This window comes from Paenibacillus sp. BR2-3 (genome assembly GCF_046529485.1).
In the GTDB taxonomy this organism is placed as follows: Bacteria; Bacillota; Bacilli; order Paenibacillales; family Paenibacillaceae; genus Paenibacillus_AQ.
Genome location: NZ_CP126311.1, coordinates 4,692,261 through 4,717,970, shown reverse-complemented (window position 1 = coordinate 4,717,970; position 25,710 = coordinate 4,692,261). Strand labels below are relative to the sequence as shown.

Genomic DNA, 25,710 nt, shown 5'->3' with positions numbered 1-25,710 from the left:
TGTTCCAATAAAAGAAACTATGCTAACAACATGCAGGTACAAGATTAAGGGCGTTATTAAAAGTTTTGAATTAATTGGCGGCTGAAATCAGCTCAGCTACACTGACCTTGTTCCGGCCTGTATTTTTAGCCAGATACAGTTCCTGATCTGCAAAATAATTCAACAGATTACCATCAGCTTGCGGTACAGTTTCGGGATACGAGGCAGCTCCTATAGAAACAGTGATTTGAACCTTAATGCCGGAGGGAAGCGAGAAGCTGTCTTTCTCCACAGCGGAACGGATCTGCTCTCCTGCCTTCGCTGCCTGAGCAAGCGGAGAATCCGGCAGCAGCACGGTAAACTCCTTGAAAAAGTGTATTAACTATTTATTTTAGCTGGATTTTTAAGATATGTATTAAGATAAAGATCACACTTTATTTTCATTGACCTGATCACCCCGGACATTTATACTTGATCTAAAAATAACTTATTTAAAATCAAAAATAAAAAGGATGATCAGAGATGAAAACCCTGAATTTAACCTCTCAGCGTAAAGCCGTTTATGATATCGTCCGTCAATCCCATGACCATCCCACTGCTGCAGAGGTAATGAACCGTCTGGTAGAGCAGGGACATAATTTAGCATATGGCACGGTTTATAACTCTCTTCGCTATCTTTCGGATAAACAGATGATCCGGGAGCTTAAACTGGGTGAAGCTGCCAGCCGTTACGATGCCCGTATGGATGATCATCAGCACATTATATGTGAGGTGTGCGGGAAGGTGGATGAGGTAATGACGCATGTTCCTGAGGACTGGATGAATACGGTGGCCAAGGAGACCGGGTACACAATCGGGCATGCCCATGTTGTTTTTGGAGGAATGTGCCAAGCCTGCACAAGTAAACCCTTGAGCTAAACCGAAATAAATACGTATAAGAAAAGATCGTTTTCAAAAACGGACTTTTTTTGTGCGTAATACATAATTCTGAAGGATTATATGAGAATCATATAGAAATTCAATAGAAAAAAAGGTTCCCAAACCTGCTATATAATTATATATTTAGCTAGGATATTTCCTTTTACTTACTATGACTGAAAGAAAGAGAGTGTGATTGCACTACATGAACAAAAATGTTCGTATGACCATCCGTGCGAAGTTAATTCTTACATACCTGCTCGTATTACTTGTGCCCAGTATGATCATCGGCTCGCTGACATACAATTCAGCCAGCAATGAAATGGAAGATCAGCTGGTGAACAGTGCTACCGAAAGCGTAGTGGCGGTTAATGAGATCATTAATGCTAATCTCCAATCCAAGATTAACGATATCAATTATTTTGCGGCGCAGCTTTCAGCCGAGGCAGTGAACAGTGAAGTTAATGGGGAAGCTTCAGCTGTTGTAAAGGCCAGGTTGAAGGAGTATGCATCGCTGCATCCCGATGTGTTGAACATTTATGTGAGTACCAGCAGAGGGAAAGCAATTCATTCTTCTGACGTGAAGTTTCCTGAAGGCTATGACCCGCGCAAGGACAATTCCTATGTAAATGCAATTAAGAATGGCAAAGGCATGGTGATATCACCGGCTTTTCAAACGATCAATAAAGAAACCGCTATCGCGATATCGGCAGTGCTTGAGGGTGGCAGCGGGGTTATGGCGCTGAATCTCAATTTGTCCGAGCTGGCAAATCTGACCAACATCAAGGTAGGTAAGGAAGGCTACATTTTTATCATTGACAGCAGCAAGAAATACGTTGTGCATCCTACTGAGACCATCGGTCAGGAATCGACCCGGGATTTTGTCAAGACGATGTTCGAGAAAGAAAAAGATTCCTTCGATTATACCTATAATGATTCTCCTAAGAAAATGACGTATATGAAGAATGAGCTTACAGGCTGGAGAATTGCCGGTACCATCAGCAAAGATGAGGTCGTCGATGCCACAAAGGATATCCGCACAACAGCTATCATGGTTATTGCCATATCAATATTGCTGGCTCTAGTACTTATTTATTTCAATGTCCATTCCATACTGGAGCCGCTTCGCCGGCTACGTAAAGCGACAGAAGTAATTAGCCAAGGGGATTTATCGAAGGATATCGGTTCCTTCCGGCGTGATGAGATAGGGATGCTGGCGGAGAACTTCGGAATCATGGTGTCGAACCTGCGCGAGATGATTACAAGTGTGCAGGAAATGACAGATGATGTGTCCTCCTCAGCAGAGGAACTGACGGCAGGTGCCGAGCAGACAACCAAGGCGATCGAGCATGTCACCATAGCGATTCAAGAGGTAGCCGCAGGCAGTGAGCAGCAGGTTAAAAGCGTACAAAAAGGGATGGAGAGCACCGCCGCTACAACCAGCGAGGTAGCCAATATTGCTGAATATATGGTGCAGGTCTCGGAAATGATGGGCAAAACCTCTCAGTCCGCTTCGGAAGGCAATGATTCGGTTATCAGTGTTGTAGACAAGATCAATAGTATTCAAATAACGGTTGAGGAGCTTGGCGATGTGATCGACAAGCTAAACAACCGTACCGGACAAATTGTCGGAATTGTCGGCATCATCACCGGCATTGCGCGGCAGACGAATCTGCTGGCGCTTAATGCTTCTATCGAAGCGGCCAGAGCCGGTGAACAAGGACGCGGCTTTGCTGTTGTAGCTGCGGAGGTTCGCAAGCTGGCCGAGGAATCCGAGAAATCGGCACGGCTGATTTCCGATCAGATCAGCTCTATATACGGTGAGATGAAACTGGCTGCAGAAACCATGGAACAGGCGAAAGAACGTGTAACTGAAGGAATCATGGCGGTAGATACCACCGGCCGATCTTTCTCACGTATCCGTAGAGCTGTTAAGGGTGCAGCGGAAAAAATTGAGGCGATGAACGGAGCGGTACGCACCCTGTCAATAGAAGCGGAAAGCATGGAAAAGGCGATTGGGGATATCCGCGGGATTTCCGAGGTAGCCGCAGGCAATACGGAGACGATATCAGCTGCTGCGCAGGAGCAGCTGGCGTCCGTGGAAGAGATCGCTTCCTCGTCCGTAGATCTCAGCCATCTGGCTGAGGAACTGCAGAAGCTTGTGGGACGTTTCAAGCTGCAGGCAACAGAAACAGCTGCTGAAGCAGGAGCGCCTGAGCTGTAAGCTGTGGAAGAGCCGGCTGGCGATTCAACAGTGTCCAGGTAAACAGCCTTCCTTTTACCGCCCTTAGCAAGTATACTGATTAACAACAATAAGGGTTACAAAAGGAGCGAGTCTTCATGGCAGAGCAATTGAAAGGTATCATCGTCGCCCTAGCCGGTCCGCGAAAGGCGGAGGAGATGGCCAAGCTGGTGCACAATATGGGCGGTACTGCGCTTCACCGGCCAGCCCAGGGTACCGTATTTCTTGATGACGAAGAGCTGCGCAAGGGATTGGCTTCGTGGATAGAGCAGCCCCCGGATTGGGCGATCCTAACTACAGGCATGGGCTTGGATGCACTGTTTGAGAAGGCGGAAAGCGCAGGAAACGCCGGCATTTTTCTGGATGTACTTTCCCGTTCCCTGATTGCGGCACGAGGCTATAAAACCGTAAATGCGCTAAAGAAGCGGGGACTTGTGCCCGAGGTTCGTGATGATGACGGCAGTACAACGGGACTTATTCGCGGACTCCAATCTTTTGATATGCGGGGAAAAGAAGTTGTCCTGCAGCTTCACGGCGACCCGTCTCCCCGGCTGGTCTCCTGGCTGGAAGAATCCGGCGCGGTCGTGCGCCAGGTTCTTCCTTATCGGCACACGCCTCCACTGCCCGGAGAGCTGGAAAGGCTGCTCTCCGAGATCCTGGAGGCCAAGCTTGACGCAGTGGCTTTCACAAGCGCTCCGCAGTTCCGTTTTCTGGCGGATTACGCCCGCACTCAGGGTAAGCTTGCAGATATGATAAAGGCCTTCGAAGATAAGGTTCTTGCGGTTTCGGTAGGCCGTATTACCTCTGAGGCGCTGAAGGAAGAGGGCGTTCAGCGGATTGTGATGCCGGAGCATGAACGGATGGGCAGTATGTTCGTTGAGCTTGGCCGCTATTTGGCCGCCAAGGGCTAAGTGCTGCTGTCAGAATGTAGCAGGGGAACAATACAGAAGCATTCCCGCAGAATCACAGGGCGGGAATGCTTTTTTTACAAGATGAGGAGACTGCAAGGATGGGCTGGACGTCGTTATCAATGGACATTCCGGGCAGTTTTCCTTAAAATATAGGCAACGTTTATCTAATTTGGAACGACGCATGAAGGAGGACCTTATGGACAAGAGAAAATGTTTGTTGCTTGGAGACTATACTCATCCCCGTTTTCATCCGCTGCAGGGTGTGGATAAACAAATCAGCGTGATCTTGAATGATCTGATGACGGTTCAATGCTCGGAGAATAAAAAGCTGCTGCTTGGGGAACATTTGAGCGGATACGATTTGTGCATTGCTTACAATGAACTGTGGAACGAAACGGTTTCTCCGCAGCAAACAGCGGGATTAATCTCATATGTAAGCGGCGGTGGCGGCCTCATTGTCCTTCATACGGGTGTTTCCCTGGCGAAGCGTTACGAGCTGGCCCAATTAATCGGCGGCAGATTTACAGGTCATCCTCCTTACAGTCCACTGAATTTCCGGACTCAGGACCATGATATTACAGAGGGCATACAGGATTTTCAGCTGGATGAGGAGCCGTACCGCTTCGAATTCGATCCTTTTACAGAGAAGACGTTGCTGCTGGAGTATGAAGCGGATGGAGAATGGCTTCCGGCTGCATGGTGCCACAGCTACGGTCTTGGACGTGTTGTCTATTTGATGCCAGGGCATCATGAACCTTCGTTTCACAACCAGGCTGTCCGTGAACTGATTTATAAGGCTGCCAAATGGGCTGCCCGTATACCGAGATAAGAATCAAAACAGGTAGAGAGAATTGCGGAACTTTGTGAAATGCCTGGCTAGTGGGGTATACTTTAACCATAAACTCTGTTTATCAATAACGGAATCCTTGGGAGGAAAGATACCATGAGTGATTTGTTTAAAAAAGCGATCTCTTTAGGAGTGGGCCTCACCATTGTCAGCAAGGAAAAAGTGGAGAAAGTCGTTGAAGAGTTGGTGAAACGCGGAGAACTCGCCCCATCGGAGTCAAAAGCACTGGTTGACCGTCTGGTGGAGCGAGGTGAAGAAGAACGGGGAGTGTTTAAATCAGCCATTCAGGAGCAGGTACAGCGTGTACTTAAGGATCTGAAGGTTCCCGTTCAAAGCGACATAGCCGCATTGCAATCGCGTATTGACGTACTAGAGCGCCGTGTGGCTGAGCTGGAGGGCATTTCCCAACTAGAGGGAACTTTGCCGGAAATGCGTACCGATTAAATGGCGGTCCGTATCAGATATGCCGGACGTTACCGGACAATCGCCATGGCGCTTATGCGTCATGGCTTCGGCTATATGGTGGAGGAACTCGGATTATACAACCTTTTATCCCTTCCGCGCCGTTTGGTGACGCAAGAGGTGTATGAAGGCGTTACACTCGGGGAGCGGATTCGCCGGGTGCTGGAGGATTTGGGACCTACCTTTGTTAAATTGGGCCAGCTGGCCAGTACCCGTTCGGATATGCTGCCGGATTCCATTATTCAGGAACTGGTAAAGCTGCAGGACAATGTACCTCCGTTCCCGGCGGAAAGTGCGCGTGGTATTGTGGAGCAGGAGCTGGATCAGCAGATGGATGAGGTCTTCGCTTCCTTCGAGAATGTGCCGCTTGCCGCGGCTTCGATTGGTCAGGTACACCGTGCAGTTCTAAGAAGCGGTCAAACTGTGGCCGTCAAAATCCAGCGCCCAGGCGTTCTGCGGATGATGAGCCGTGATCTGGAGATCCTCAAGGATTTGACGGCTCTTGCCGAGAGAAGATTGGACTGGGCGAAGCAATACGGGCTGGCCCGGATGGCAGAGGAGTTCTCAAGATCGCTCCTGGCCGAGCTGGATTACAGCCACGAGGGGCGTAATGCAGAGAAAATAGCTCTGCAGCTGGCAGGTAATGGAAGGGTATATATACCGGAAATATATTGGGATTACACGTCTGCCCGGGTCTTGACGATGGAATTTGTGGAGGGAACGACACTGAACCGCCGTGCGGAGCTACTGGATAAGGGCGTTAATCTGAAGCGGCTGGCCGAGCAGCTTGTGGATATCATGCTGAGGCAAATTTTTATTGACGGTTTTTTTCATGCCGATCCCCATCCCGGGAACGTGATGCGGATGGATGACGGAAGGCTGGCTTTAATTGATTTCGGGATGGTCGGAAGACTCAGCGGGGAGATGAGAGATCATCTGTCTGCATTCATCATCGCGCTCATGCGCAAGAATACGGATGCGATGGTGCGGGCGATTCTGCGCCTGGGGATCCTGCATGACGATTCGGACCGGGCAGCGCTGCACGATGATATGGATATGCTGCGTGAGGAATACTATGATGTTCCCTTCAGCAGGGTCAGCATCGGCAAGGCGCTGAATGATCTGTTCAGAATAGCCCGCAAACACCATCTGGTCATTCCCCCGGACTTGGCCATGCTGGGGAAAACCATGCTGACACTGGAAGGTGTGGTCGCCAGCTTGGACCCTACCTTCAGTATTGTGCAGATGGCGGAGCCGTTTGGCCGCCAGCTTTTGAAGGAGCGCTTCAGCAGCACCCGCCTGCAAAGGAAGCTGTGGGGAGGGGTGGCCGAGCTGGCCGAGACCCTGGTGGAGCTGCCGGGGCAGGCAAGAAAGCTGTCTTCGCTGATCAGCAAAGGCAAGCTGAAGGTGGAGGTTGGCCTACCGGAGCTGCAGGGCCTGCAGCGCAAGCTCGACCGGATCGGCAACCGTTTATCCTTCAGTATTGTATTGCTGGCTTTCAGCATTATTATGGTCGGTCTGATTATTGGCTCGTCGCTGCGCAGCGAGCCCTCGCTGCTGTGGGATTTCCCTACGGTAGAAATCGGCTCGGTAATCGCGCTGCTGATGTTCCTGTGGCTGCTGTACTCGATCATTAAATCGGGCAGATTTTAGAGGGGTTCAGCCTTCCTAGAAATATATTCTTTCAGCGGTGCACACAAAGGGCGTTCTATAAAGTACAATGGAACTGATGCTTTCTAAGCCCGGCCTATACTTCTTAATGGGACGGAAGGACCCTTGTAGTGGGTTCTTCCGCTTTTGTTTGAATATAAGAAATGCCATTGTTTCTTGGAAGGAGCCTTTGATAAAGGGCTGAAAGTGTAGAAATCAAGTGTGAGAAACCAATTTTGAGGAAATAGTGAGGTGGAGAAATTGCCGAGTTTTAAACAATTGGGAGTTTCGGAGATATTAAATACACTGCTGCAGGGCCAAGGGATTGTGAAGCCGACGCCTGTACAGGAGGAAGCGATTCCGCCGCTTGTTCAAGGCCTTGATGTGATTGCCAGAGCAAAGACGGGAACCGGGAAGACGTTGGCCTTTTTGCTGCCAATTATGGACAAGATCCAGACGGAGCGTGCTTATCCACAGGCTCTGATCATGGCTCCGACACGCGAATTGGCGCTGCAGATTACGGAAGAAGCACGGAAGCTGGCCCGGCATACGGATGTAAAGATTCTGGCTGTATATGGCGGACAGGATGTCGAGAAGCAGCTCCGGAAGCTGGAAGGCGGCAGACATCTTATTATTGGAACACCAGGACGGTTGCTCGATCACATGCGCCGTGGAACGTTGGATTTGAACGGTGTCAAAATGCTAGTTCTGGATGAGGCTGACCAAATGCTTCATATGGGCTTTCTGGAGGATGTAGAGACGATCATTACGGCGGTGCCTTACCGCCGGCAGACGATGCTCTTTTCCGCTACTATGCCGGACCCAATTAAACGTTTGGCTTCAAACTATATGAAGGAACCGCTGGATATCGTCATTAAGAGCGGCTCACCGATTCCGCTCGACAATATCCGTCAGCAGGTAGTGGAATGCTCGGACCGCAATAAGGAAGAGGCATTGAAGCAGTTAATCGAACGGGATCGTCCTTACCTGGCTATAATTTTTTGCCGGACGAAGCGTCGGGTGTCCAAGCTGAACGAGGCGCTGCGTGAAGCGGGTTATGATTGCGACGAGCTGCACGGTGATTTGTCACAGGGCAAGCGCGAAGCCGTGATGAAGAGATTCCGCGATGCGAAGCTGCAATTGCTTGTGGCAACCGATGTGGCAGCACGCGGTCTTGACGTTGAGGGTGTTACGCATATATTCAACTATGATATGCCGCTTGATGTGGACAGCTACATCCACCGGATCGGCCGGACAGGCCGTGCGGGAGGCAAAGGCCTTGCCATTACTTTTGCTTCCCCGCGTGAGCGCGGAGGGCTGGAGGAGATTGAGCATGGGATTTCGCAGCGGCTGGATCGGCGCCGCTACGAGAAGGATGAATTCGGCGTTGGCGAATTCACTGCTATACAGACCGGCGGTCGTCAGAGCGGTGGTCGCCCGGGCGGGACGCCTGAAGCGGCACGGACCGGCCGCGGGCCTAAGGCGGGCGGACGCGGTCAAGGGCGCAGCGGGGGAACTCCGCGCGCGGAAGTGTCCTCGCGCCGGGATAGCGGCGGCCGTGGCCGCAGCAGGGATGCAGAGGCTGCCAAAGGCGGCAATCCACGCGGCGGTTACGGTGCAAGCGCGTCAAGAGGCGGCGAGGCCAGCGGCAGCCCGGCCAAACCAAGAGTCGGCGGCGGCTACGGCACTTTTGCGGCAAGAGGGGAAAGCCAACCAGGCAGCAGCGCAGGTGGAGCTCGAGGCGCCGCAGGTGGAGCCAGAGGCGGGAGCCCGCGTGGCGATTTCAGAGGCGCATCAAAAGGTGCCCCAAGCAGCGGCTATAGCTCAAATGTAGCCAGAGGCGCAGAAAGCGGCGGCTACAGTGTAGGCGCGTCCAAAGGCGCCGGTCAGGGAAGCGGGTATAATCCAGGCGGCTCCAAAGGCAGCCCTAAATATAGAGCGAATCTGCCCAGAACCGAAGAAGGCGGCGGCTACAGTGCAGGCGGATCGAGAGGCGGTAAAGGCGGTTTTGGTTCAGGCAGCCGGAGTGGCGGAGGCGGTGGCGGTGCACCATCCCGCGGCGGGCGCGGCAACGGTCCAGGACGTCAAGGCGGCCGGGGGAAATAAGGATATAGTACAATCATAGATAAACCTTGTTACCATAGGCACCGTTAGCTTTTACAGCTAAGTGCTTATGGTAACAATTGTTTAATCGTTCTTAATGGAGACGCTATACCCCCGGGAAATGAATTAACGGGATTTTCTCCCTCTAATGGAGACATAACACCCTCAGGAAATCAATTAACGGGATTTTCTCCCTCTATCGGAGACGTAACACTTCCAGGAAATGAATTAACGGGAATTTCTCCCTCTAATGGAGACATAACACCCCTAGGAAATGAATTAACGGGATTTTCTCCCTCTAATGGAGACATAACACCCCTAGGAAATGAATTAAAGGGAATTTCTCCCTCTAATGGAGACATAACACCCCCAGGAAATGAATTAACGGGAATTTCTCCCTCTAATGGAGACATAACACCCCCAGGAAATGAATTAACGGGAATTTCTCCCTCTAATGGAGACATAACACCCCTAGGAAATGAATTAACGGGAATTTCTCCCTCTAATGGAGACATAACACCCCCAGGAAATCAATTAACGGGAATTTTGATTGTAGAGTTAAAAGTGGACACCCGTTAAGAGAACGACAATAATAGAATTAACGAGGGGTGTCCACATGAGTGGAACACGGAAGAACTATAATGATGATTAAAAGACAGACGGTAAAGTACATCCAGGAGCAGACGAATACGGTGGCGGAACTGGCCCTGGAACTGGATATCCCAGCGAAAACCTTGCATCAATGGTTAGGAAAGTACCGGCAGTTCCCGGATGAGCCCGCAGCCAGCATTGAAAGAGTTCGGGAGCTGGAACGACTGTTACAAGAGAAAGAGCAGCAAATCGCCGACATGGCAGAGGAAATCGCGATCGTAAAAAAAGCCGTGCACATCTTCAGCAAACCAAAGAACTGAGATTTCAGTTCATCGAAGATCATCGCTCCGAGTTTCGAGTGGAGAAGATGTGCAGCGTGCTCGAAGTATCCCGGAGCGGATATTACAAATGGAGGGGCTCTACGGAAAGCCCCCAGGCTGTCAGCAAGAAGGGGCTACTCGAACGAATTACCTACCATTTCAACGACTCTAAGGGCCGTTATGGGAGCCTGAAAATCACGATTCTCCTGCAGCGTGAAGGCCATAAAGTGAGCGAACGTACCGTCGGAAAATACATGCAGGAACTGGGTTTGCGTTCGTGCGTGGCGAAACAATTTTGAGTGAACACGACCGATTCCAAGCATGATTTACCGATTGCTCCAAACCTGCTAAACCAGCAATTTGCCACGGCCACCCAGTTCATAACCAAGCAACAAGCCTAGAATGAATTCAATACATTGAATTTTTTTATAACCGCAAGCGAATCCATGGCGCGTTAGGCTACGAATCGCCTGCTCAGTTCGCCGCCACTTTTAAAAAGAAGAAATCTGCATAATTAATTTTTTAGTGTCCACTTTCTTGACGGAGGTCCTTCAAACAGATTAAGTGGTGAGTAGTTCAAGGGCATGTGAAACATTTAAGACCGGAAGCCTGTCTAATAGATAAATATAGCGAATCAGCAAGAGGAGTGTGACCTGCCTAAATGTCCAAAAAATTGTGGATTCCCATCCTTTTTATAGTCGTCATTGCTGCGGGTTGGGTAATCGGTGAGTATACGACCCCATCTGCTTCGCAGGAAGAAGGGACAAGTATAGCGCAGCAGCCAAGTCTGCAAGGAGCGCCCGCTGTACAAGAGCCTTCGGCCGTAGTCCCCTCGCCTTCATCTCCTGTAGAGGACGAAGGTGTAGATGCGAATGCAGTCCCAACTGCCGTGCCAGCTACAGCAGAACCAGCTACAGCAGAACCAGCCACGGCAAAACCAGCCGCTACAGCAGAACCAGCGTCCGGAGACAAAGGTTCAACGGGCAACAGCGAAGATTCCGAACAAACCGCTGCAGAGCCGGAAAGTCTTACTGTACTAGTAAACAAGCTGTACAAATTACCGGACAACTATAAACCGGCTGATCTCGTGTACCCGGAGGTTCCGTTTATTTTCAGCGATAAGATTGAGAAACGCATGCTGCGCAAGTCTGCGGCAAAGGCTCTGGAGGAAATGTTTGCCGGTGCAAGGAAGGATGGCGTAAACTTGGCGGGAGTGTCCGCCTTTCGTTCCCAATCCACTCAAACCACATTGTTCAACCGTTACGTAAAACGTGATGGAGAGGCCAAAGCACGGACTTACAGCGCTGTACCGGGACATAGTGAGCATCAGACCGGACTGGCTATCGATATTTCAGGAAGTGACGGCAAATGTGCCGCCGAGAGCTGCTTTGCCGGGACGAAGGAAGCGGATTGGCTGGCCAAGTACGCACCTGATTACGGATATATTATCCGCTTCCCTGAAGGGAAAGAGTCGATTACGGGCTACAAATACGAGCCATGGCACATCCGGTATGTAGGGACAGAGATAGCCCGCTCCGTTGCGGAGAGAGGCATTACGTTAGAGGAATATTACGACGCCATACCGGTGTCCCGGTAACACGAGTTACCTCACTTTCTACGGGAAGCCATAAACCTGAGTTAGCAGCAAGCAGTCCTGGCCTTCAGGGCTGCTTTTTGCTGGCAGCAGAAGTAACGGAATTTGATTCAATTACTGCCGTTCCGGTTAAGTAGATGACAACCGCAAGGATCTTATAAGGAGGCGATCACGTGTCCGAACACAATCATGTGGTGAGCAAAGACGGAAGTTTAGCTATGAACAGGGTTAACGAGGCACTGGAACGAATTGAACCGGAACAGAAGGAAGCTATATTGGAGCATTTTCAAACCTTCCAGAGCTACTTGAGAAAGCGCATACAGCTAGCGCGAAAAATCGGATTGAGTGAGGAGCAGCTGGCTATTGCGGCTGAAAAGGTAGCCGACTATCTGGCGGAACACGAGGAGCCGCGTAATAGTGAGGAAAAACTGCTTCTGGAGCTGTGGAGGGTAGGCAGCAAGGAAGAAAGGCATAAGCTGGCGCACATGCTGGTGAAATTGGCACAAGAAGTGAAATAGAAGGCATTTAGCAGTCCTTCTCCGGCTTGGCGGAGGGGGACTTTTTACGAACCTGCATGCTCTGAACTGTGAACAGGAGAGCAATATGGCGATCAAGGTCTTGTAGTACTGGGATTCCCTTGTAATCAATTTGCCGGACAGGAGCCCGGTACACGCGAGGAAGCAAAGCAATTTTGCCAACTCAATTACGGTGTGACCTTCCCGGTGTTTGCCAAAGTGGATGTTAACGGACCGGATGCAAGCCTCCTCATTAAATATTTGAAAGGACAGCAGTCAGGATCAGGAGACAGCAGGGATATCCAGTGGAATTTCACGAAGTTTCTTGTTGACCGCAGCGGGAATGTAGTGGCCCGTTTTGAGCCGAAGGAAGTCCCGGAAGGATTTTTTGGATTGTACTATGAAAATAATCCTTGACGCTTTTCAAAGACCTTGTATCCTTTGAATAGGAATCATCACATACACAGGTACTGCATAAAGAGAGAAATAATCAGGATAATAACGGCAGGAGGGTTTTATACAAGCATGAGATTAATTACAGAGGTAGCGGCAGAAGCAGGCATTGACGAGAAACATTTGGAGTTGTACGGGAAATATAAAAGCAAGCTGTCCCCATCTCTTTGGGATGAAATCAAGAATAAGCCGAATGGCAAGCTGGTATTGGTCACTGCAATCAATCCCACTCCCGCCGGGGAAGGCAAGACGTTAACAACGATTGGGCTTGCGCAGGCGCTGAATGCAGCGGGTGTCAAAACGGTAGCCGCGCTGCGGGAGCCTTCACTGGGTCCCTGCATGGGTATGAAGGGCGGAGCTACCGGCGGCGGGAAGTCGCAGATTGTTCCGGCGGATGATATTAATCTGCACTTTACAGGCGACATTCATGCGGTTACATCCGCGCATAATCTATTGTCCGCGATGATTGACAATCATATCTTCCAAGGCAATGAGCTGGACCTGAATCCGCAGCGTATCGTCTGGAAAAGGGTTATGGATATGAATGACCGCGGCTTACGCAGCATTGTGACGGGGCTTGGCGATGGCAACGGTACCGTCCGGGAGAGTGGATTCCAGATCACTACGGCCTCCGAAATCATGGCTGTGCTGTGTTTGTGCAATAATCTGGACGACCTGAAAAAGCGCCTGGGGCGTATGCTTATTGGTTATGACCATCAGGGTCAGCCTGTAACCGCCAAGGAGCTGAAAGCGGTCGAGGCGATGACGGCGCTGCTTAAAGACGCGGTTAAGCCGAACCTGGTGCAAACGCTGGAGGGAACGCCGGTCATCGTACACGGGGGTCCTTTTGCAAATATCGCGCATGGCTGCAGCAGCGTAATGGGTACCCGTTATGCGCTCAAGCTGGGTGAGGTTGTAGTTACGGAGGCTGGTTTTGGGGCAGACCTGGGTGCAGAGAAGTTTATGGATATTAAATGCCGCCAGGCTGGACTTACGCCTTCTGCGGCCGTACTTGTTGTAACCGTGAAGTCACTGAAATATAACGGTGGTGTGCCTAAGGAAGAGCTCTACAACGGGAATAGGGCGGCACTTCTTGCGGGCTTGTCGAACATGGAGCGCCATATTGAGAACCTGGGGAAATTCGGCGTACCTGTTCTTGTTGCCATTAATCACTTTGAAGGCGACAGCCAGTCCGAGATTAATGATGTGCTGGAGGCCTGCCGCCGGTTGAATGTGCCTGCTGCACTATCCAAGGTCTGGGCGGAAGGCGGGGCCGGAGGAATTAACCTGGCTAAGGAACTGAAAAAAATGCTGGACCGCGGCGATAACAGCGAATTTGCTCCCTTATACGAAGATAACCTGGATATCCCAGCAAAAATCAGTAAAATTGTGCGCGAAATCTATCATGGTGCGAATATTACCTTCTCCCCTGCGGCCAAACGCAGTTTGGCGGTTATTGATCGGCTCGGCTTGCATCATCTCCAGGTCTGTATGGCCAAAACACCGTATTCCTTCTCCGACCAGCCGCGCCTGCTTGGAGCGCCGGAGGGCTTTACGATGGGAGTCCGTGATATTACCTTGTCGCTGGGCGCCGGATTTGCTGTCGTGATCACCGGGAGCATTGTGACGATGCCCGGACTTCCGGCAAGACCCGCCGCAGAGCAGCTATGGATTGACGAAGAGGGCCAGCTTCAGGGGCTCGTGTAACGTGTAAACTTATCTCTTAATAAGCTTGGGGCTTTGCCGTTCGTTAGAACGGTGAGGCCCCGTTTTGCATGGTCAAACGGAGCTTCCTGCGGCTTCCTGCTGCAAAGAGACATAATGTCACTTCCGCGTGGAAAAGCTAAAGCAATCATGTCCGGCAGGGCAGGCGAAAAATACTCAAAATTGTGAACAATTTGGTAATAGAGGGAAAAAGGCTTGCAATGTGATAATAATCACAATATAATCAGGTTACAAAGTGAAATAAATCACATTAGGACATGTCAAAGTATATAAAGGCTTTTCAAACTGGAGGAGGAAGAAATCATGAAAGTAGCAGTCATAGGATGTACCCATGCCGGAACCGCCGCAATTGTTAATACCGCCCAGCTTTACCCGGATGCAGAGATAACGGTGTATGAGCGAAATGATAATATTTCCTTTTTATCATGCGGAATTGCCCTGTATGTGGGCGGAGTGATCCAGGACCCGCAGGGATTGTTCTATTCATCGCCGGAGAAGCTGGCTGAGCTTGGAGTAGAGACAAAAATGCGCCACGAAGTCATTGCTGTCGACACGAAACGCAAAACCTTACGGGCTCGAAATCTGGACAATGGCCAGGAATTTGACGATTCCTATGACAAGCTGATCATGACTACCGGCTCATGGCCGATTGTTCCAAAGCTGGAAGGCATGGAGCTGGAGGGGATTCTGCTTTCCAAGAACTATAGCCACTCCAACACCATTATTGAAAAAGCGCAGCAGGTGAAGAGAATTACTGTCGTGGGTGCCGGATACATCGGCGTTGAGCTGGTGGAAGCTTTTCAAATGAACGGCAAGCAGGTGACCCTGATCGATGGTGAAGAGCGCATATTGAGCAAATACCTGGACGAGGAATTCACCTCGCCTATCCAGCAATCGCTGGAGGATCATGGAATCAAACTCGCACTGGGTGAAAAGGTCAGCTCTTTTGCCGGAGAAGGCGGTAAAGTTACGAAGGTGATAACCAGTAAAGGGGAGCATGAGACTGATCTGGTGATCCTATGCATCGGCTTCCGTCCGAACACAGAACTGTTAAAAGGCCAAGTCGATATGCTGCCTAACGGTGCGATAATTGTAGATGATTATATGCACACCAGTATGCCGGATGTTTTTGCTGCAGGTGACAGCTGTGCCATTCACTACAACCCTACAGGGAAACACGCCTATATCCCATTGGCAACGAACGCTGTACGGATGGGTACACTAGTAGCCCGTAATTTGGTATCCAACACAATTCCATATATGGGCACACAGGGCACATCAGGCATCAAAATATACGAGGATAACATAGCCGGCACCGGACTTACCGAAGAAGCCGCCAAGGCCGAGGGAATGGATGTGGAAACCGCCCTCATCACTGACAATTACCGTCCCGAGTTTATGCCGACTTTCGAGCAGGTTCTTTTAAAAGTGGTGTTTGACCGCGCAACCCGCCGTATTCTCGGCGCTCAGATCATGTCCAAGATGGATCTTACGCAATCGATCAACACCGTGTCGGTATGCATACAGAATAAAATGACGATAGACCAGCTCGCCTTTATCGATTTCTTCTTCCAGCCGCATTACAATAAGCCTTGGAATTTCCTGAATACAGCAGGACTTCAAGCGCTGCCGAAGCTGGGAACGCAGAAAGAAGCCGTAACCGTATAAAAATAGAATAAAACCCAGCAAAACGGAGCCATTGGATATGGCTTCGTTTTTTTGTGCTGTAATTTTGACATGTTAGTGAAAGTTTTCACTTACGTTTTCTAGTAGTGATAATTGTCACGTCAATGTGTTTTAACTCGCGTTACAATGCATAAAGGAACAAATTTGAAGTAAATAGAAATAGAAATAGAAATAGAAGGAGATAGGAATCATGGCTTATAATAAACCGCAGCAAATTGCTGAAGTCACGGTTGAAAACGGAGTTAAAAAAGCACATAATCCGCTCAGCGCTGTACTTATTCTTGGTTTTCTTGGTGGGGCATTCATCTCTCTCGGATTTTTGCTCGATATTCGTGTCATTGCCAGTGCACCGGCGGAGTGGGGTTCCTTTGCAGGCTTTATCGGCGCTTCGATCTTCCCGCTCGGACTAATTCTGGTATTGCTCGCAGGCGGCGAGCTGTTGACAGGCAATATGATGGCCGTACCGCTGGCTTTCATCGCCAGAAAGATTACACTTTGGGAAACCATAAAGAATCTTATTCTTATTACAATTAGCAACTTGGCAGGAGCACTCTTTGTCGCTTATTTCTTCGGACATATCGTGGGCCTGACAGCAGATGGCGTCTATCTGGACAAATTGGTATCCATAGCAGAACACAAGCTGGATGACTCTTTCCTTCAGGCTTTCATTTCCGGTATCGGCTGTAACTGGCTCGTTGCGCTGGCTGTATGGCTCTCTTATGGAGCAGATAATTTCAGCGGCAAAATCCTGGGGATCTGGTTCCCGACTATGGCTTTCGTAGCCATCGGCTTCCAGCACGTTGTAGCGAATATGTTCCTGATTCCCGCGGCCATTTTTGAAGGCCACTTCACTTGGTCCCAGTATCTGATGAATTTCATTCCGGTATGGCTTGGCAATCTCGTAGGTGGTGCACTCTTCGTAGGCGCAGCTTATTGGGCCGCTTACCTGCGCAAAGAGCCTTCGGCTATCCAATCGGTGGACAATAGAGTTACTGCCGGAGTTAAGAAACACGCCTAATACTTATGTAAAATATACAGCACTCCTTGAAGCGCTAACTGTCAGCCCGCCGGGTTGATGGGAAGCTCCGGGGGGTGTTTTTTGTGTCTGCACATAAATAATTCGCCGTGAAATACCGACTCGGGGGAACGAAATCGGATTCACGGCGAACGCATTAGGGAGTGTTTCATATTATTAATTTACCCGGGCACACCGGCATCGAAACACTTTATTTTTCAGGTATTCCTTTACGCAAAACTTCACCAACTATACAATATAAAATAGCAAAATGGAGAGGGAGGACTGCGGTCATGAATCATAATGGAGATGGTATATTTCCGGCGGTATGCCCGCTGGATTGCCCGGATACCTGCGGACTTTTAGTGCATAAAGAGAACGGTAAAATTGTGAAAATAGAAGGAAATCCGCAGCATCCCATTACCCGGGGAGCGATTTGTAATAAAGTCAGGTATATGGCGCAGCGGGTACATCACCCGGAGCGGCTGATGAATCCGCTAAGACGGGTCGGTCCCAAAGGGGAAGGCAAATTTGAAGTGATTAGCTGGGAGGAAGCGATCCGGGAAATCACCGGTAAGTTTAAGGAGCTTTCCGCAGAATTTGGGCCGGAGAGTATCTTGCCTTACAGTTTCTACGGAAACATGGGCGTATTGAGTGTGGAGGGAATGGACCGGCGATTTTTTCATGCATTAGGTTCAAGTCTCCTTGATCGAACCATTTGTAATTCTGCGGGTACCGCAGGCTGGAAGGCTACCATGGGTTTTAACGGCGGGGCGAGTCCGGAAGATACGGTGAAAGCCGATGTGATCATCGTCTGGGGCGGGAATATCGTCAGTACAAATATGCATCAGGTCATACTGGCAGAACAAGCACGCAAACGCGGAGCCAAGGTGGTAGTCATTGATGTTCACCGTAACCGGACAGCGGAGTGGGCCGACTGGTTTCTTCCTCTCTATCCCGGAACGGATGCGGCGCTGGCGCTGGGGATGATGCATATCCTCTTCCGGGACGGACGGACCGATGATGCTTTTCTGGAGCAGTATACAATAGGCAGCGATGCATTGCGCCAACAGGCAGCATCCTATACACCTGAGAGGGTGTCGGCTATTACAGGTATATCCGCCGATGATATAGAGAAGCTGGCTAAGCTCTACGGCGAGGCCGGAACCTCGTATATTCATATCGGCAACGGACTTCAGCATCATGATAATGGCGGCATGAATGTGCGCAGTATTGCCTGTCTGCCTGCCTTGACCGGACAATGGCTGAAGACGGGAGGCGGTGCGTCCAAATCGAACAGCGGCTATGCCTCCATGAACTCACGGGCCTTGGAACGGCCGGAGCTGCGGGCGAATCCGCGGGCGCGTCACATTAATATGAACCGGATCGGCGAAGCGCTGGAAATGACGGAGCAGCCGGTGAAGAGTCTGTTCGTCTATTGCAGCAATCCGCTCGTTGTCGCCCCGGATGCCGAACGGGTACGCGCGGGCTTTGAGCGCGAAGATTTGTTTACGGTTGTACATGATTTGTTTATGACCGATACAGCCCGTTATGCCGACATCGTGCTGCCGGCGACTTCTACTTTTGAAAATACGGATCTGTACAGCTCCTACTGGCACCACTACATTCAGCTTCAGGAGCCTATACTGCGTGCACCGGGTCAGTGCAAGAGCAACGTAGAGGTGTTCTCCCTGCTTGGACAGGCGATGGGCTTTGATGAAGAGGCCTTTAGCCAGACGGAGGAAGAGATGATCCGGGAGGCTCTCGACTATCCGCGCAATCCGTATTTGAACGGGGTGACGCTGGAGCGGCTTCAGGAGGAACGGCATGTGAAGCTTGATATGACGCCGAAGGAGACTTTTCTCGATAATCTGCCTACACCGTCCGGCAAAATCGAGCTGTATTCCAAGTCGTTGGAACTCGCGGGCTTGCCTCCATTACCGGAATACAGCCCGCTGAAGGAAGGCTACGACGGAGTGCGGCGGCCGGAGCCTGCCGATGCTTATCCGCTGATGTTCATATCGCCGCCGAACCATAACTTTCTGAACTCCACCTTCTCCAATGTGCAGAAGCATCAAGAATTGGAGAAGGGGCCCATGCTGCAGATTCACCCCGAGGATGCAGCCGCCCGCGGAATATCGGATGGAGACGAGGTAACCGTATTTAACGGACGCGGAATAGTGAAGATTAGAGCCAGGGTAACAGATAAAATGCTGCCCGGCACCGTTATCAGCCAAGGGCTGTGGTGGGAAGGCAAAGACCGGCCGCAGCGAAGCAATGTGCTTACTCCTGACCGCCTGAGCGATATGGGCAATGGGGCGACTTTTTTCTCCTCCACAGTTGAGGTAAAGCGATAAAGCATTAATGCGAATGCTTGCCCTGCACCCTGTTTTGGATGATACTGGATGGAATTGTCGATATATATATTATAGGGGATGTACACGAATCATGAAATTTTTGGAGCAGTATCCCAAAGAAGTTAAGGTATTTCTTATTGCAAGTCTAATTAACGCTACCGGCAGTGCGCTGATGTGGCCGCTCGTTACGATGTATGTTTTTGATGAACTGGGACGCAGTATGAAGGACGCGGGGCTGGTCATTCTTATTCAGTCGCTCGGCGGAATTGCCGGACAGTTGCTGGGCGGGTCGCTGTATCATAAGGTTGGTGTTAACCGGCTTATAGTCGGGGGGCTGGCCATGAATGCGCTGGCTTTGTTCGCCTTGCCTGTCGCAAGTCACAACTGGATGCTGTTTATGGTAATGATGGGACTTGTGGGTTTGTTCAGTTCGCTGTCGATGCCGGCCATTCAGGCGTTTATCGGTTTCCGCTTCGCGAAGCAGCGCGGTGAATTGTTCAATATCATCTATGTAGCCAATAATATTGGCGTGGCGCTGGGTACGGCGTTAAGCGGTTTTCTGGCCGACATTTCCTATATGCTGAGCTTTGTTATGAACGGTGCGACCTCAGCAGTGTTTGCGGGATTTTTCTTTCTTTATCTTAAAAAGGTTGGCGGAACCTCTCCTGCTGAGGGTAACGCGTACAAAAAAGTGCAGTCCCACCCTTCGTCGAACTGGAAGCTGATGGGCAATACGCGTATTTATCTGTATATGGCCCTCGGGGCCATGTTCCTGCTGATCGGAAATTCGATCTGGAACACTGGAGTATCGCCATTTATTATTTCGGAGGGATGGGCCAAGAAATCGTACGGCTTTCTCTGGACGCTGAACGGTATTCTTATTTTCGTCGCCCAACCGCTAATCACCCTGATCAAGCGCTGGTTTGCGGGAACGACAACAGCACAAATGACAGCCAGCGCCGTCTTTTACCTGAGCGGCTACGCTGTGATTCTGCTGCTGCCGAATTATCCGGGGCTGCTGCTCGCCATGGTGCTGACTACACTCGGAGAAATGTTGATTTCACCGGCTATGCCGGCTTTTATTTCAGATCATGCAGACCGCAGCGCTCCCTTCTACCTGGGGTTAACCGGCGGGATTGGTGCGGTTGGCAGGGTAATCGGTCCTTATTTCATGGGCAGTCTGTATGACAGCGGAGGACTCGCGCCTACGGCTTGGCTTGCTTGCGGCATGTCCTTGCTGTCTGTCGGTTTTTTTGTGATTCATGCCTACAGCAATCGCCGTAGCAGCTTGACTGACAGATCCGCAGCGGCATAAGTCATCATAACGAATTAGTGGTATTATTTAAGGATGATCAATAGAGAAGACAAGGGGGAATCAAGCTATGGGGCAAATCAAGGGAGATCGTCTGGTCATACGTCCTTCGGAGATGAAAGATGCCCGTGACCTGATTACTCTGGATCATATGATCTGGACCGAGGACATCACTCCGGGCCGCCTAAGCTGGTGCTCGCGTGAGGATTATTTGCTGCACGCTCCCCCTGGTTCTCAGCTGGTGGCAGTGGAAGAAGGCAAGTTATGCGGTTATGTCGGCTTTGGTCATCCCACCGGGATGGAGAGCAACCGGCATGTATTCGAAATTAATATTGCAGTACATCCGAGCTGTCAGCGCTCAGGTATCGGATGGAAGTTGATAGAGGCGATAAAGAGGTTTGCTGCGGACAAGGGAATACGTAAGCTTCGGCTGCGGGTGTTGTCCTGCAATGTGGCGGCAATCTCTTTCTATAGAAAGTGCGGCTTTCAGGAGGAGGGACGGCTGATGGAGGAATTTTATCTCGGCGGCCGTTATGTGGATGAGGTATTCATGCACTTCCTGCTGCCGCGCAGCATCCGGAAGGATGAGCGGGGGAATAACGATGAAGATCATTTCGCTTAATATTGGCAGACCCATAACGGTGGACTATCGCGGAAAGCCGGTAGAGACAGGGATTTATAAAACCCCGGCTGAAGGGCCGCTGCAGCTTTCGGTAAATGGACTATATGGTGATGGACAAGCTGATCTGGTTAACCACGGCGGCCCGGACAAGGCCATCTGCGTATATCCGTTTGAGCACTATTCCCACTGGGAGGAGCAGCTTGGGAAGAGGTTGGAATACGCTGCATTCGGGGAGAATATGACGACCACCGGATTGATGGAGACGGAGGTATGCATCGGTGATGTTTACGAAATCGGGACCGCGCTTCTTCAGGTTAGCCAGCCTCGTTATCCATGCTTCAAGCTCTCGCAAAAGCACGGTCCTGCCGATCTGCCCGCGAAGGTGCTGGCCACCGGGTACAGCGGTTTTTACTTCCGGGTACTGCGTGAAGGTGAAATTGCAGCTGGTAATGCCATCGTTAAGAAGCAGAGCGGAAACGCTGAGGCTTCTGTATCAAGAGTCCTGCATTTCATGGAAGTTGGACGAAAGGACACAGCCGGTCTGGCAGACCTGATCGAGCTGAATAGCCTTGCGGAAGGAATCCGCACCAAATTCAGGGAATGGCTTCTATAACAAAAGGAAGCTGAGGGCGCCGGGCCTTCAGTTTCCTTTTGCATTGCCTGCTGCAAGGTTAACTCATCAGCCGCCACTCACTGCGCAATAATCCGTACACGGCATGATTCACGTACCCGGAGGGCAGCTTCTCGGCTTCCCGGATCACGCCTTCGAACACGAAGTCAAGCCGCTCCGGAATCGCCCGGCTTGGTGTATTACCCGTCGCACAGCGGATTTCGACACGATTCAGCTCCATTTCCAGCAGCGCATAGTCCACGAAGACCCGGCAGGCGCTGGTCATGTAGCCCTTGCCTTCATAGCCCTGGCCGAGCCAGTAGCCGATGCCGACAGACCGGTTTGGCCAGTCGATCTCGTGATACCCGATAATCCCGGCAAGCTCCCCGTGAACCCACAATCCGGCGGTGAAGCCGCCATTATCGCTGGCTTGCTTGATGGCATTTTTGACATATCTGACGATGTCGGCATGTTCGGTAGCTCCGTCCACCCAGGGAAGCCATTGCCTGAGGCGGTCGCGGGAGCGTTCCACCAGCAGGAACAGGTGACGGGAATGCTCCGGGGACAGCGGCTTCAGCATTAACTCTTCATCAATAACATAATTGAACATGCTGTACCCCTCTCCTTTGCGGTACTAGGCTGTATAATCCTCATGCTACTCTATCGCCGGGAGAGAAGTCAAAAGGGCGCTTTTATTGAACAATCCCCGGTTAACGGGTATATTAGTAGGAAACATGTTTGTACCCTGAAGAGGTGTAACATTACAGAACGAAAGGTTGATATGTGTGGAGAACCGTAGCACCCCCTCCAATTTCATCAAAAATATTATTACCGAAGATCTCCGTTCGGGCAAAGTAAAGGAAGTGATCACTCGCTTTCCGCCGGAGCCGAACGGTTATTTACATATCGGACATGCCAAGGCGATCTGGATTAACTTTACACTGGCTGACGAATTCGGCGGCATAACCAATCTCCGTTTCGATGACACGAATCCGGTTAAAGAGGACACGGAGTATGTTCAATCGATTCAGGAGGATGTAAAGTGGCTCGGCTATGAATGGGATAACCTGCGCTTTGCTTCGGACTATTTTGATGAGATGTATGAACGGGCTGAACTCTTGATAACCAAAGGCAAAGCTTATATAGACGACCTGAGCGCAGAACAAATCCGTGAGCTTCGCGGTACACTGACGCAGCCGGGACAGAACAGTCCGTACCGTGAACGGAGTGCCCGGGAAAGCCTGGATCTGTTCCGCCGGATGCGTGCCGGAGAATTCAAGGACGGCGAAAAGGTGCTGCGCGCCAAAATCGACATGGCATCCCCGAATATTAATTTGCGTGATCCGGTCATTTACCGTATTTCCCATTCCCATCACCATAACACAGGCGATAAATGGTGTATTTATCCAATGTATACCTATGCCCATCCGCTGGAAGACGCGATTGAGAGCGTAACACACTCCCTGTGCTCCCTGGAGTTCGAGGACCAGCGCCCGTTCTATGATTGGGTCGTGGCTGAATGCGAAATGCCATTCGTACCGCATCAATATGAATTTGGCCGTCTGAATCTGGCCCAGACGATGACCAGCAAGCGCAAGCTGAAGCTGCTCGTGGATGAGGGACATGTGGATGGCTGGGACGATCCGCGTATGCCGACTATCTCGGGTCTGCGCCGCCGCGGATATACCCCGGAGGCGATCCGCAGCTTTGTGTACGAGGCGGGAATTTCCAAGAGCCAGGGTCTGGTGGACCTGCAAATGCTGGAGCACTTCATCCGCGAGGATCTCAAGCTGAAGGTGCCGCGTACCATGGCGGTGCTGCGTCCGCTTAAAGTTGTAATCACGAACTATCCCGAAGGTCAAACCGAATGGCTGGAAGCCGAAAACAACAGTGAGAATGAGGAAATGGGCAACCGCCAAATTCCGTTCTCCCGTGAAATTTACATCGAGCGTGACGACTTTATGGAGAATCCGCCGAGTAAATATTTCCGCCTTTTTCCCGGCAATGAGGTGCGCCTGAAACACGCTTATTTCATCAAGTGCAATGAAGTGATCAAGGATGAGAACGGCGAGGTTATCGAGCTGCACTGTACCTATGATATTGAAACGAAGAGCGGCAGCGGATTTACCGGCCGTAAGGTGAAGGGTACCCTCCACTGGGTGGAGGCAAGTCAGGCTGTTCCGGCGGAATTCCGCCTGTATGAGCCGCTGATTTCTGCCGAGGAACCGGAACAGGAATTAGAGGCAGAAGGACTGGACGGGGCCGCAGAGAAGCCGGAACCAAGCTTCCTTGATCAGCTCAACCCGAATTCAATCGAAATCCTGCAAGGATTTGTTGAGCCCGGCCTTAGGGACGTTGTGCCGCAGGACAAATTCCAATTTTTCCGTCATGGCTATTTCAATGTGGACAGCAGATACTCTACTCCGGGACATCCGGTATTCAATCTCGTAGTTTCATTGAAAAGCTCCTTTCAGCCGCCCAAACAAGGATAATCCCCTTTCCGGCTGACTTAAACAAAAAACAGGCTTGGCGTTCCTTTACGGAAACCAAGCCTGTTTTTTTGTTCACAACTGCTCTATGTCGGATAAATCATCTTCCATATCTACAGCGGGTCGATAACCGCCTCTTATTACGAAAAGCCACATAAAGGCGAAGCCTATAGACCCGATCATTGTCAGAAACACCCCGAACTGGTACATGCTCTGTGCCCCGAGATATTGAAACAGAAAGCCGCCCAGTATACCGCCGATAATTCCCGAAACACCGCTCCAGGTCAGCGTATAGAGAGCTTGTCCCGCAGAACGGTACGGGCGGGGAACAAGAAGCATCGTCAGCTGGGTACCCACATAGAAAAAGCCGCCGAACGTGATGCTGTGCAGAATTTGAATAAACGCCACCTGAAGCGGGGTAGTCGCCCCTGCCATCAGCCACCAACGCAGAACGAACAGTGCACTAACGAGTGCCAAACAGCCGATAAGGATCGATATTTTGCGCCGCAGGAACCGGCCACACAGGACAAGCACCCCTATTTCCAGAATAGAAGAGAGGAATACAGCAAGCCCGACCATCGCCTTGGAGCCGCCCAGGTCCGTAATGTACAGAGACATGAAGGTATTGTTCATGGTATTGGGTATCGACACCAGAATGCCGAAGAAAATAAAGCATAAGAAAAACGGATTTAAAAAGAGTTTGCTAAACCCTCTAAACGGAAGCGGAGCTATCCCGATGGAATGGCTAAGCTTCGGCAGCGCAGCTAAAGCCAGCATAGCCGCACCTAGCAATGCCGCGAATAGATAAGATAATACAGATATACCCATGGATTGAATGACTGGACCGGCCAAAACTGCAGTCAGCGCCCAACCCAGCGAGCCCCACAGCCGGAAGGAACCGAAACGGCGGTCTGTGCCGTCAATATAGCTAAGAATCAGGGTATTGCTCTGGGCGAACAGCGGCGTCTGAAAAAAATAGAATAAAATCATGGAGATATAGATCATCTCATATGTATTCGCCTGAAAAGCCAGCTGGGACAGCACCAATGTCCCCGTTAGCATAAGCAGCACGATCCGCCGTATATTCTGATAACGGTCAGTCCATATTCCCCAGAACGGATTGGCAAAGATCGAGACGAACGGACCCAAGGACATGAGGGCTCCGATCTCCAGCTTGTTCATTCCGACATCCTGAAGGTATAGTTGAAAGAAGCTGGTGAACAGCACCATAGTTCCGTATACAAAAAAGTTAAACCATTTCAAAGACGTGAAAGAAGGTTGCTTGTCAAAGTTCTCCCGCAAATTGGGC

General features: G+C 50.7%; 23 protein-coding genes and 2 pseudogenes. 21 read left to right on the top strand and 4 right to left on the bottom strand.

Annotated features, from left to right (window positions below):
* Positions 1 to 70: 70 nt before the first annotated feature.
* Complete coding sequence (locus PaeBR_RS22680; protein ID WP_410512691.1) at positions 71 to 334, bottom strand: GGDEF domain-containing protein; 264 nt, start codon at positions 332 to 334, stop codon at positions 71 to 73.
* A 167-nt stretch (positions 335 to 501) separates the two neighbouring features.
* Between PaeBR_RS22680 and PaeBR_RS22675 the strand changes: the two genes are divergently transcribed.
* The 7 genes from PaeBR_RS22675 (at position 502) to PaeBR_RS22645 (ending at position 9,115) form a co-directional block, all read left to right on the top strand.
* On the top strand, positions 502 to 897 hold the full coding sequence (locus PaeBR_RS22675; protein ID WP_410512690.1) for a Fur family transcriptional regulator: 396 nt from the start codon (positions 502 to 504) through the stop codon (positions 895 to 897).
* A 205-nt stretch (positions 898 to 1,102) separates the two neighbouring features.
* Positions 1,103 to 3,121 carry a methyl-accepting chemotaxis protein gene (locus PaeBR_RS22670; RefSeq protein ID WP_410512689.1) on the top strand — a complete coding sequence of 673 codons (2,019 nt, stop codon included), beginning with the start codon at positions 1,103 to 1,105 and terminating at the stop codon, positions 3,119 to 3,121.
* A 116-nt stretch (positions 3,122 to 3,237) separates the two neighbouring features.
* Positions 3,238 to 4,050, top strand: a complete 813-nt coding sequence (locus PaeBR_RS22665) for a uroporphyrinogen-III synthase (RefSeq protein ID WP_410512688.1) — start codon at positions 3,238 to 3,240, stop codon at positions 4,048 to 4,050.
* A gap of 196 nt (positions 4,051 to 4,246) precedes the next feature.
* Entirely contained in the window at positions 4,247 to 4,879 is a 633-nt protein-coding gene (locus PaeBR_RS22660) for a ThuA domain-containing protein (RefSeq protein ID WP_410512687.1), read from the top strand.
* Positions 4,880 to 4,993: 114 nt separating this feature from the next.
* Complete coding sequence (locus PaeBR_RS22655; RefSeq protein ID WP_410512686.1) at positions 4,994 to 5,341, top strand: phasin family protein; 348 nt, start codon at positions 4,994 to 4,996, stop codon at positions 5,339 to 5,341.
* The gene (locus tag PaeBR_RS22650) at positions 5,342 to 7,012 is read left to right on the top strand and encodes an ABC1 kinase family protein (RefSeq protein ID WP_410512685.1); all 1,671 of its coding nucleotides are present in this window, start codon (positions 5,342 to 5,344) and stop codon (positions 7,010 to 7,012) included.
* Between the two features lie 258 nt (positions 7,013 to 7,270).
* Positions 7,271 to 9,115, top strand: a complete 1,845-nt coding sequence (locus tag PaeBR_RS22645) for a DEAD/DEAH box helicase (protein ID WP_410512684.1) — start codon at positions 7,271 to 7,273, stop codon at positions 9,113 to 9,115.
* Positions 9,116 to 9,285: 170 nt separating this feature from the next.
* Here the strand turns inward: PaeBR_RS22645 and PaeBR_RS22640 are convergent, their stop codons facing one another.
* Positions 9,286 to 9,627 carry a hypothetical protein gene (locus tag PaeBR_RS22640; RefSeq protein WP_410512683.1) on the bottom strand — a complete coding sequence of 114 codons (342 nt, stop codon included), beginning with the start codon at positions 9,625 to 9,627 and terminating at the stop codon, positions 9,286 to 9,288.
* Between the two features lie 339 nt (positions 9,628 to 9,966).
* Between PaeBR_RS22640 and PaeBR_RS22635 the strand changes: the two are divergent.
* The 13 genes and pseudogenes from PaeBR_RS22635 to PaeBR_RS22575 all read left to right on the top strand — a co-directional run.
* Positions 9,967 to 10,116, top strand: a pseudogene (locus tag PaeBR_RS22635) (IS3 family transposase); the annotation flags it as partial.
* 53 nt (positions 10,117 to 10,169) lie between these two features.
* Positions 10,170 to 10,322, top strand: a complete 153-nt coding sequence (locus PaeBR_RS22630) for an IS3 family transposase (protein ID WP_410515283.1) — start codon at positions 10,170 to 10,172, stop codon at positions 10,320 to 10,322.
* A 107-nt stretch (positions 10,323 to 10,429) separates the two neighbouring features.
* On the top strand, positions 10,430 to 10,537 hold the full coding sequence (locus tag PaeBR_RS22625; protein WP_410515282.1) for an IS3 family transposase: 108 nt from the start codon (positions 10,430 to 10,432) through the stop codon (positions 10,535 to 10,537).
* A gap of 147 nt (positions 10,538 to 10,684) precedes the next feature.
* Positions 10,685 to 11,620: a D-alanyl-D-alanine carboxypeptidase family protein gene (locus PaeBR_RS22620; protein WP_410512682.1), complete on the top strand. Its 936-nt coding sequence runs from the start codon at positions 10,685 to 10,687 to the stop codon at positions 11,618 to 11,620.
* Positions 11,621 to 11,790: 170 nt separating this feature from the next.
* Positions 11,791 to 12,135 carry a DUF3243 domain-containing protein gene (locus PaeBR_RS22615; RefSeq protein WP_410512681.1) on the top strand — a complete coding sequence of 115 codons (345 nt, stop codon included), beginning with the start codon at positions 11,791 to 11,793 and terminating at the stop codon, positions 12,133 to 12,135.
* Positions 12,136 to 12,213: 78 nt separating this feature from the next.
* Positions 12,214 to 12,549 (top strand): annotated as a pseudogene (locus PaeBR_RS22610) (glutathione peroxidase); the annotation flags it as partial.
* A gap of 108 nt (positions 12,550 to 12,657) precedes the next feature.
* The gene (locus PaeBR_RS22605) at positions 12,658 to 14,292 is read left to right on the top strand and encodes a formate--tetrahydrofolate ligase (protein WP_410512680.1); all 1,635 of its coding nucleotides are present in this window, start codon (positions 12,658 to 12,660) and stop codon (positions 14,290 to 14,292) included.
* 321 nt (positions 14,293 to 14,613) lie between these two features.
* Positions 14,614 to 15,978: an FAD-dependent oxidoreductase gene (locus PaeBR_RS22600; protein WP_410512679.1), complete on the top strand. Its 1,365-nt coding sequence runs from the start codon at positions 14,614 to 14,616 to the stop codon at positions 15,976 to 15,978.
* Between the two features lie 208 nt (positions 15,979 to 16,186).
* Positions 16,187 to 17,014 (top strand): formate/nitrite transporter family protein, encoded by an 828-nt coding sequence (locus PaeBR_RS22595; RefSeq protein WP_410512678.1) that lies wholly within the window; start codon positions 16,187 to 16,189, stop codon positions 17,012 to 17,014.
* A gap of 290 nt (positions 17,015 to 17,304) precedes the next feature.
* Positions 17,305 to 19,368 (top strand): molybdopterin-dependent oxidoreductase, encoded by a 2,064-nt coding sequence (locus tag PaeBR_RS22590; protein ID WP_410512677.1) that lies wholly within the window; start codon positions 17,305 to 17,307, stop codon positions 19,366 to 19,368.
* Positions 19,369 to 19,459: 91 nt separating this feature from the next.
* The gene (locus PaeBR_RS22585) at positions 19,460 to 20,683 is read left to right on the top strand and encodes an MFS transporter (RefSeq protein ID WP_410512676.1); all 1,224 of its coding nucleotides are present in this window, start codon (positions 19,460 to 19,462) and stop codon (positions 20,681 to 20,683) included.
* 67 nt (positions 20,684 to 20,750) lie between these two features.
* Positions 20,751 to 21,302: a GNAT family N-acetyltransferase gene (locus tag PaeBR_RS22580; protein WP_410512675.1), complete on the top strand. Its 552-nt coding sequence runs from the start codon at positions 20,751 to 20,753 to the stop codon at positions 21,300 to 21,302.
* Positions 21,283 to 21,915 carry an MOSC domain-containing protein gene (locus tag PaeBR_RS22575; protein WP_410512674.1) on the top strand — a complete coding sequence of 211 codons (633 nt, stop codon included), beginning with the start codon at positions 21,283 to 21,285 and terminating at the stop codon, positions 21,913 to 21,915. Before PaeBR_RS22580 ends, PaeBR_RS22575 begins: the two co-directional genes overlap by 20 nt.
* A 58-nt stretch (positions 21,916 to 21,973) precedes the next feature.
* On the opposite strand, the gene PaeBR_RS22570 is transcribed toward PaeBR_RS22575, so the two are convergent.
* Positions 21,974 to 22,522 (bottom strand): GNAT family N-acetyltransferase, encoded by a 549-nt coding sequence (locus tag PaeBR_RS22570; RefSeq protein WP_410512673.1) that lies wholly within the window; start codon positions 22,520 to 22,522, stop codon positions 21,974 to 21,976.
* Positions 22,523 to 22,697: 175 nt separating this feature from the next.
* Between PaeBR_RS22570 and PaeBR_RS22565 the strand changes: the two genes are divergently transcribed.
* Complete coding sequence (locus PaeBR_RS22565) at positions 22,698 to 24,404, top strand: glutamine--tRNA ligase/YqeY domain fusion protein (RefSeq protein WP_410512672.1); 1,707 nt, start codon at positions 22,698 to 22,700, stop codon at positions 24,402 to 24,404.
* 72 nt (positions 24,405 to 24,476) lie between these two features.
* Here PaeBR_RS22565 and PaeBR_RS22560 read toward each other — a convergent pair whose 3' ends face one another.
* Positions 24,477 to 25,703, bottom strand: coding sequence for an MFS transporter (locus PaeBR_RS22560; protein WP_410512671.1), 1,227 nt, complete (start codon positions 25,701 to 25,703; stop codon positions 24,477 to 24,479).
* Positions 25,704 to 25,710 lie beyond the last annotated feature (7 nt).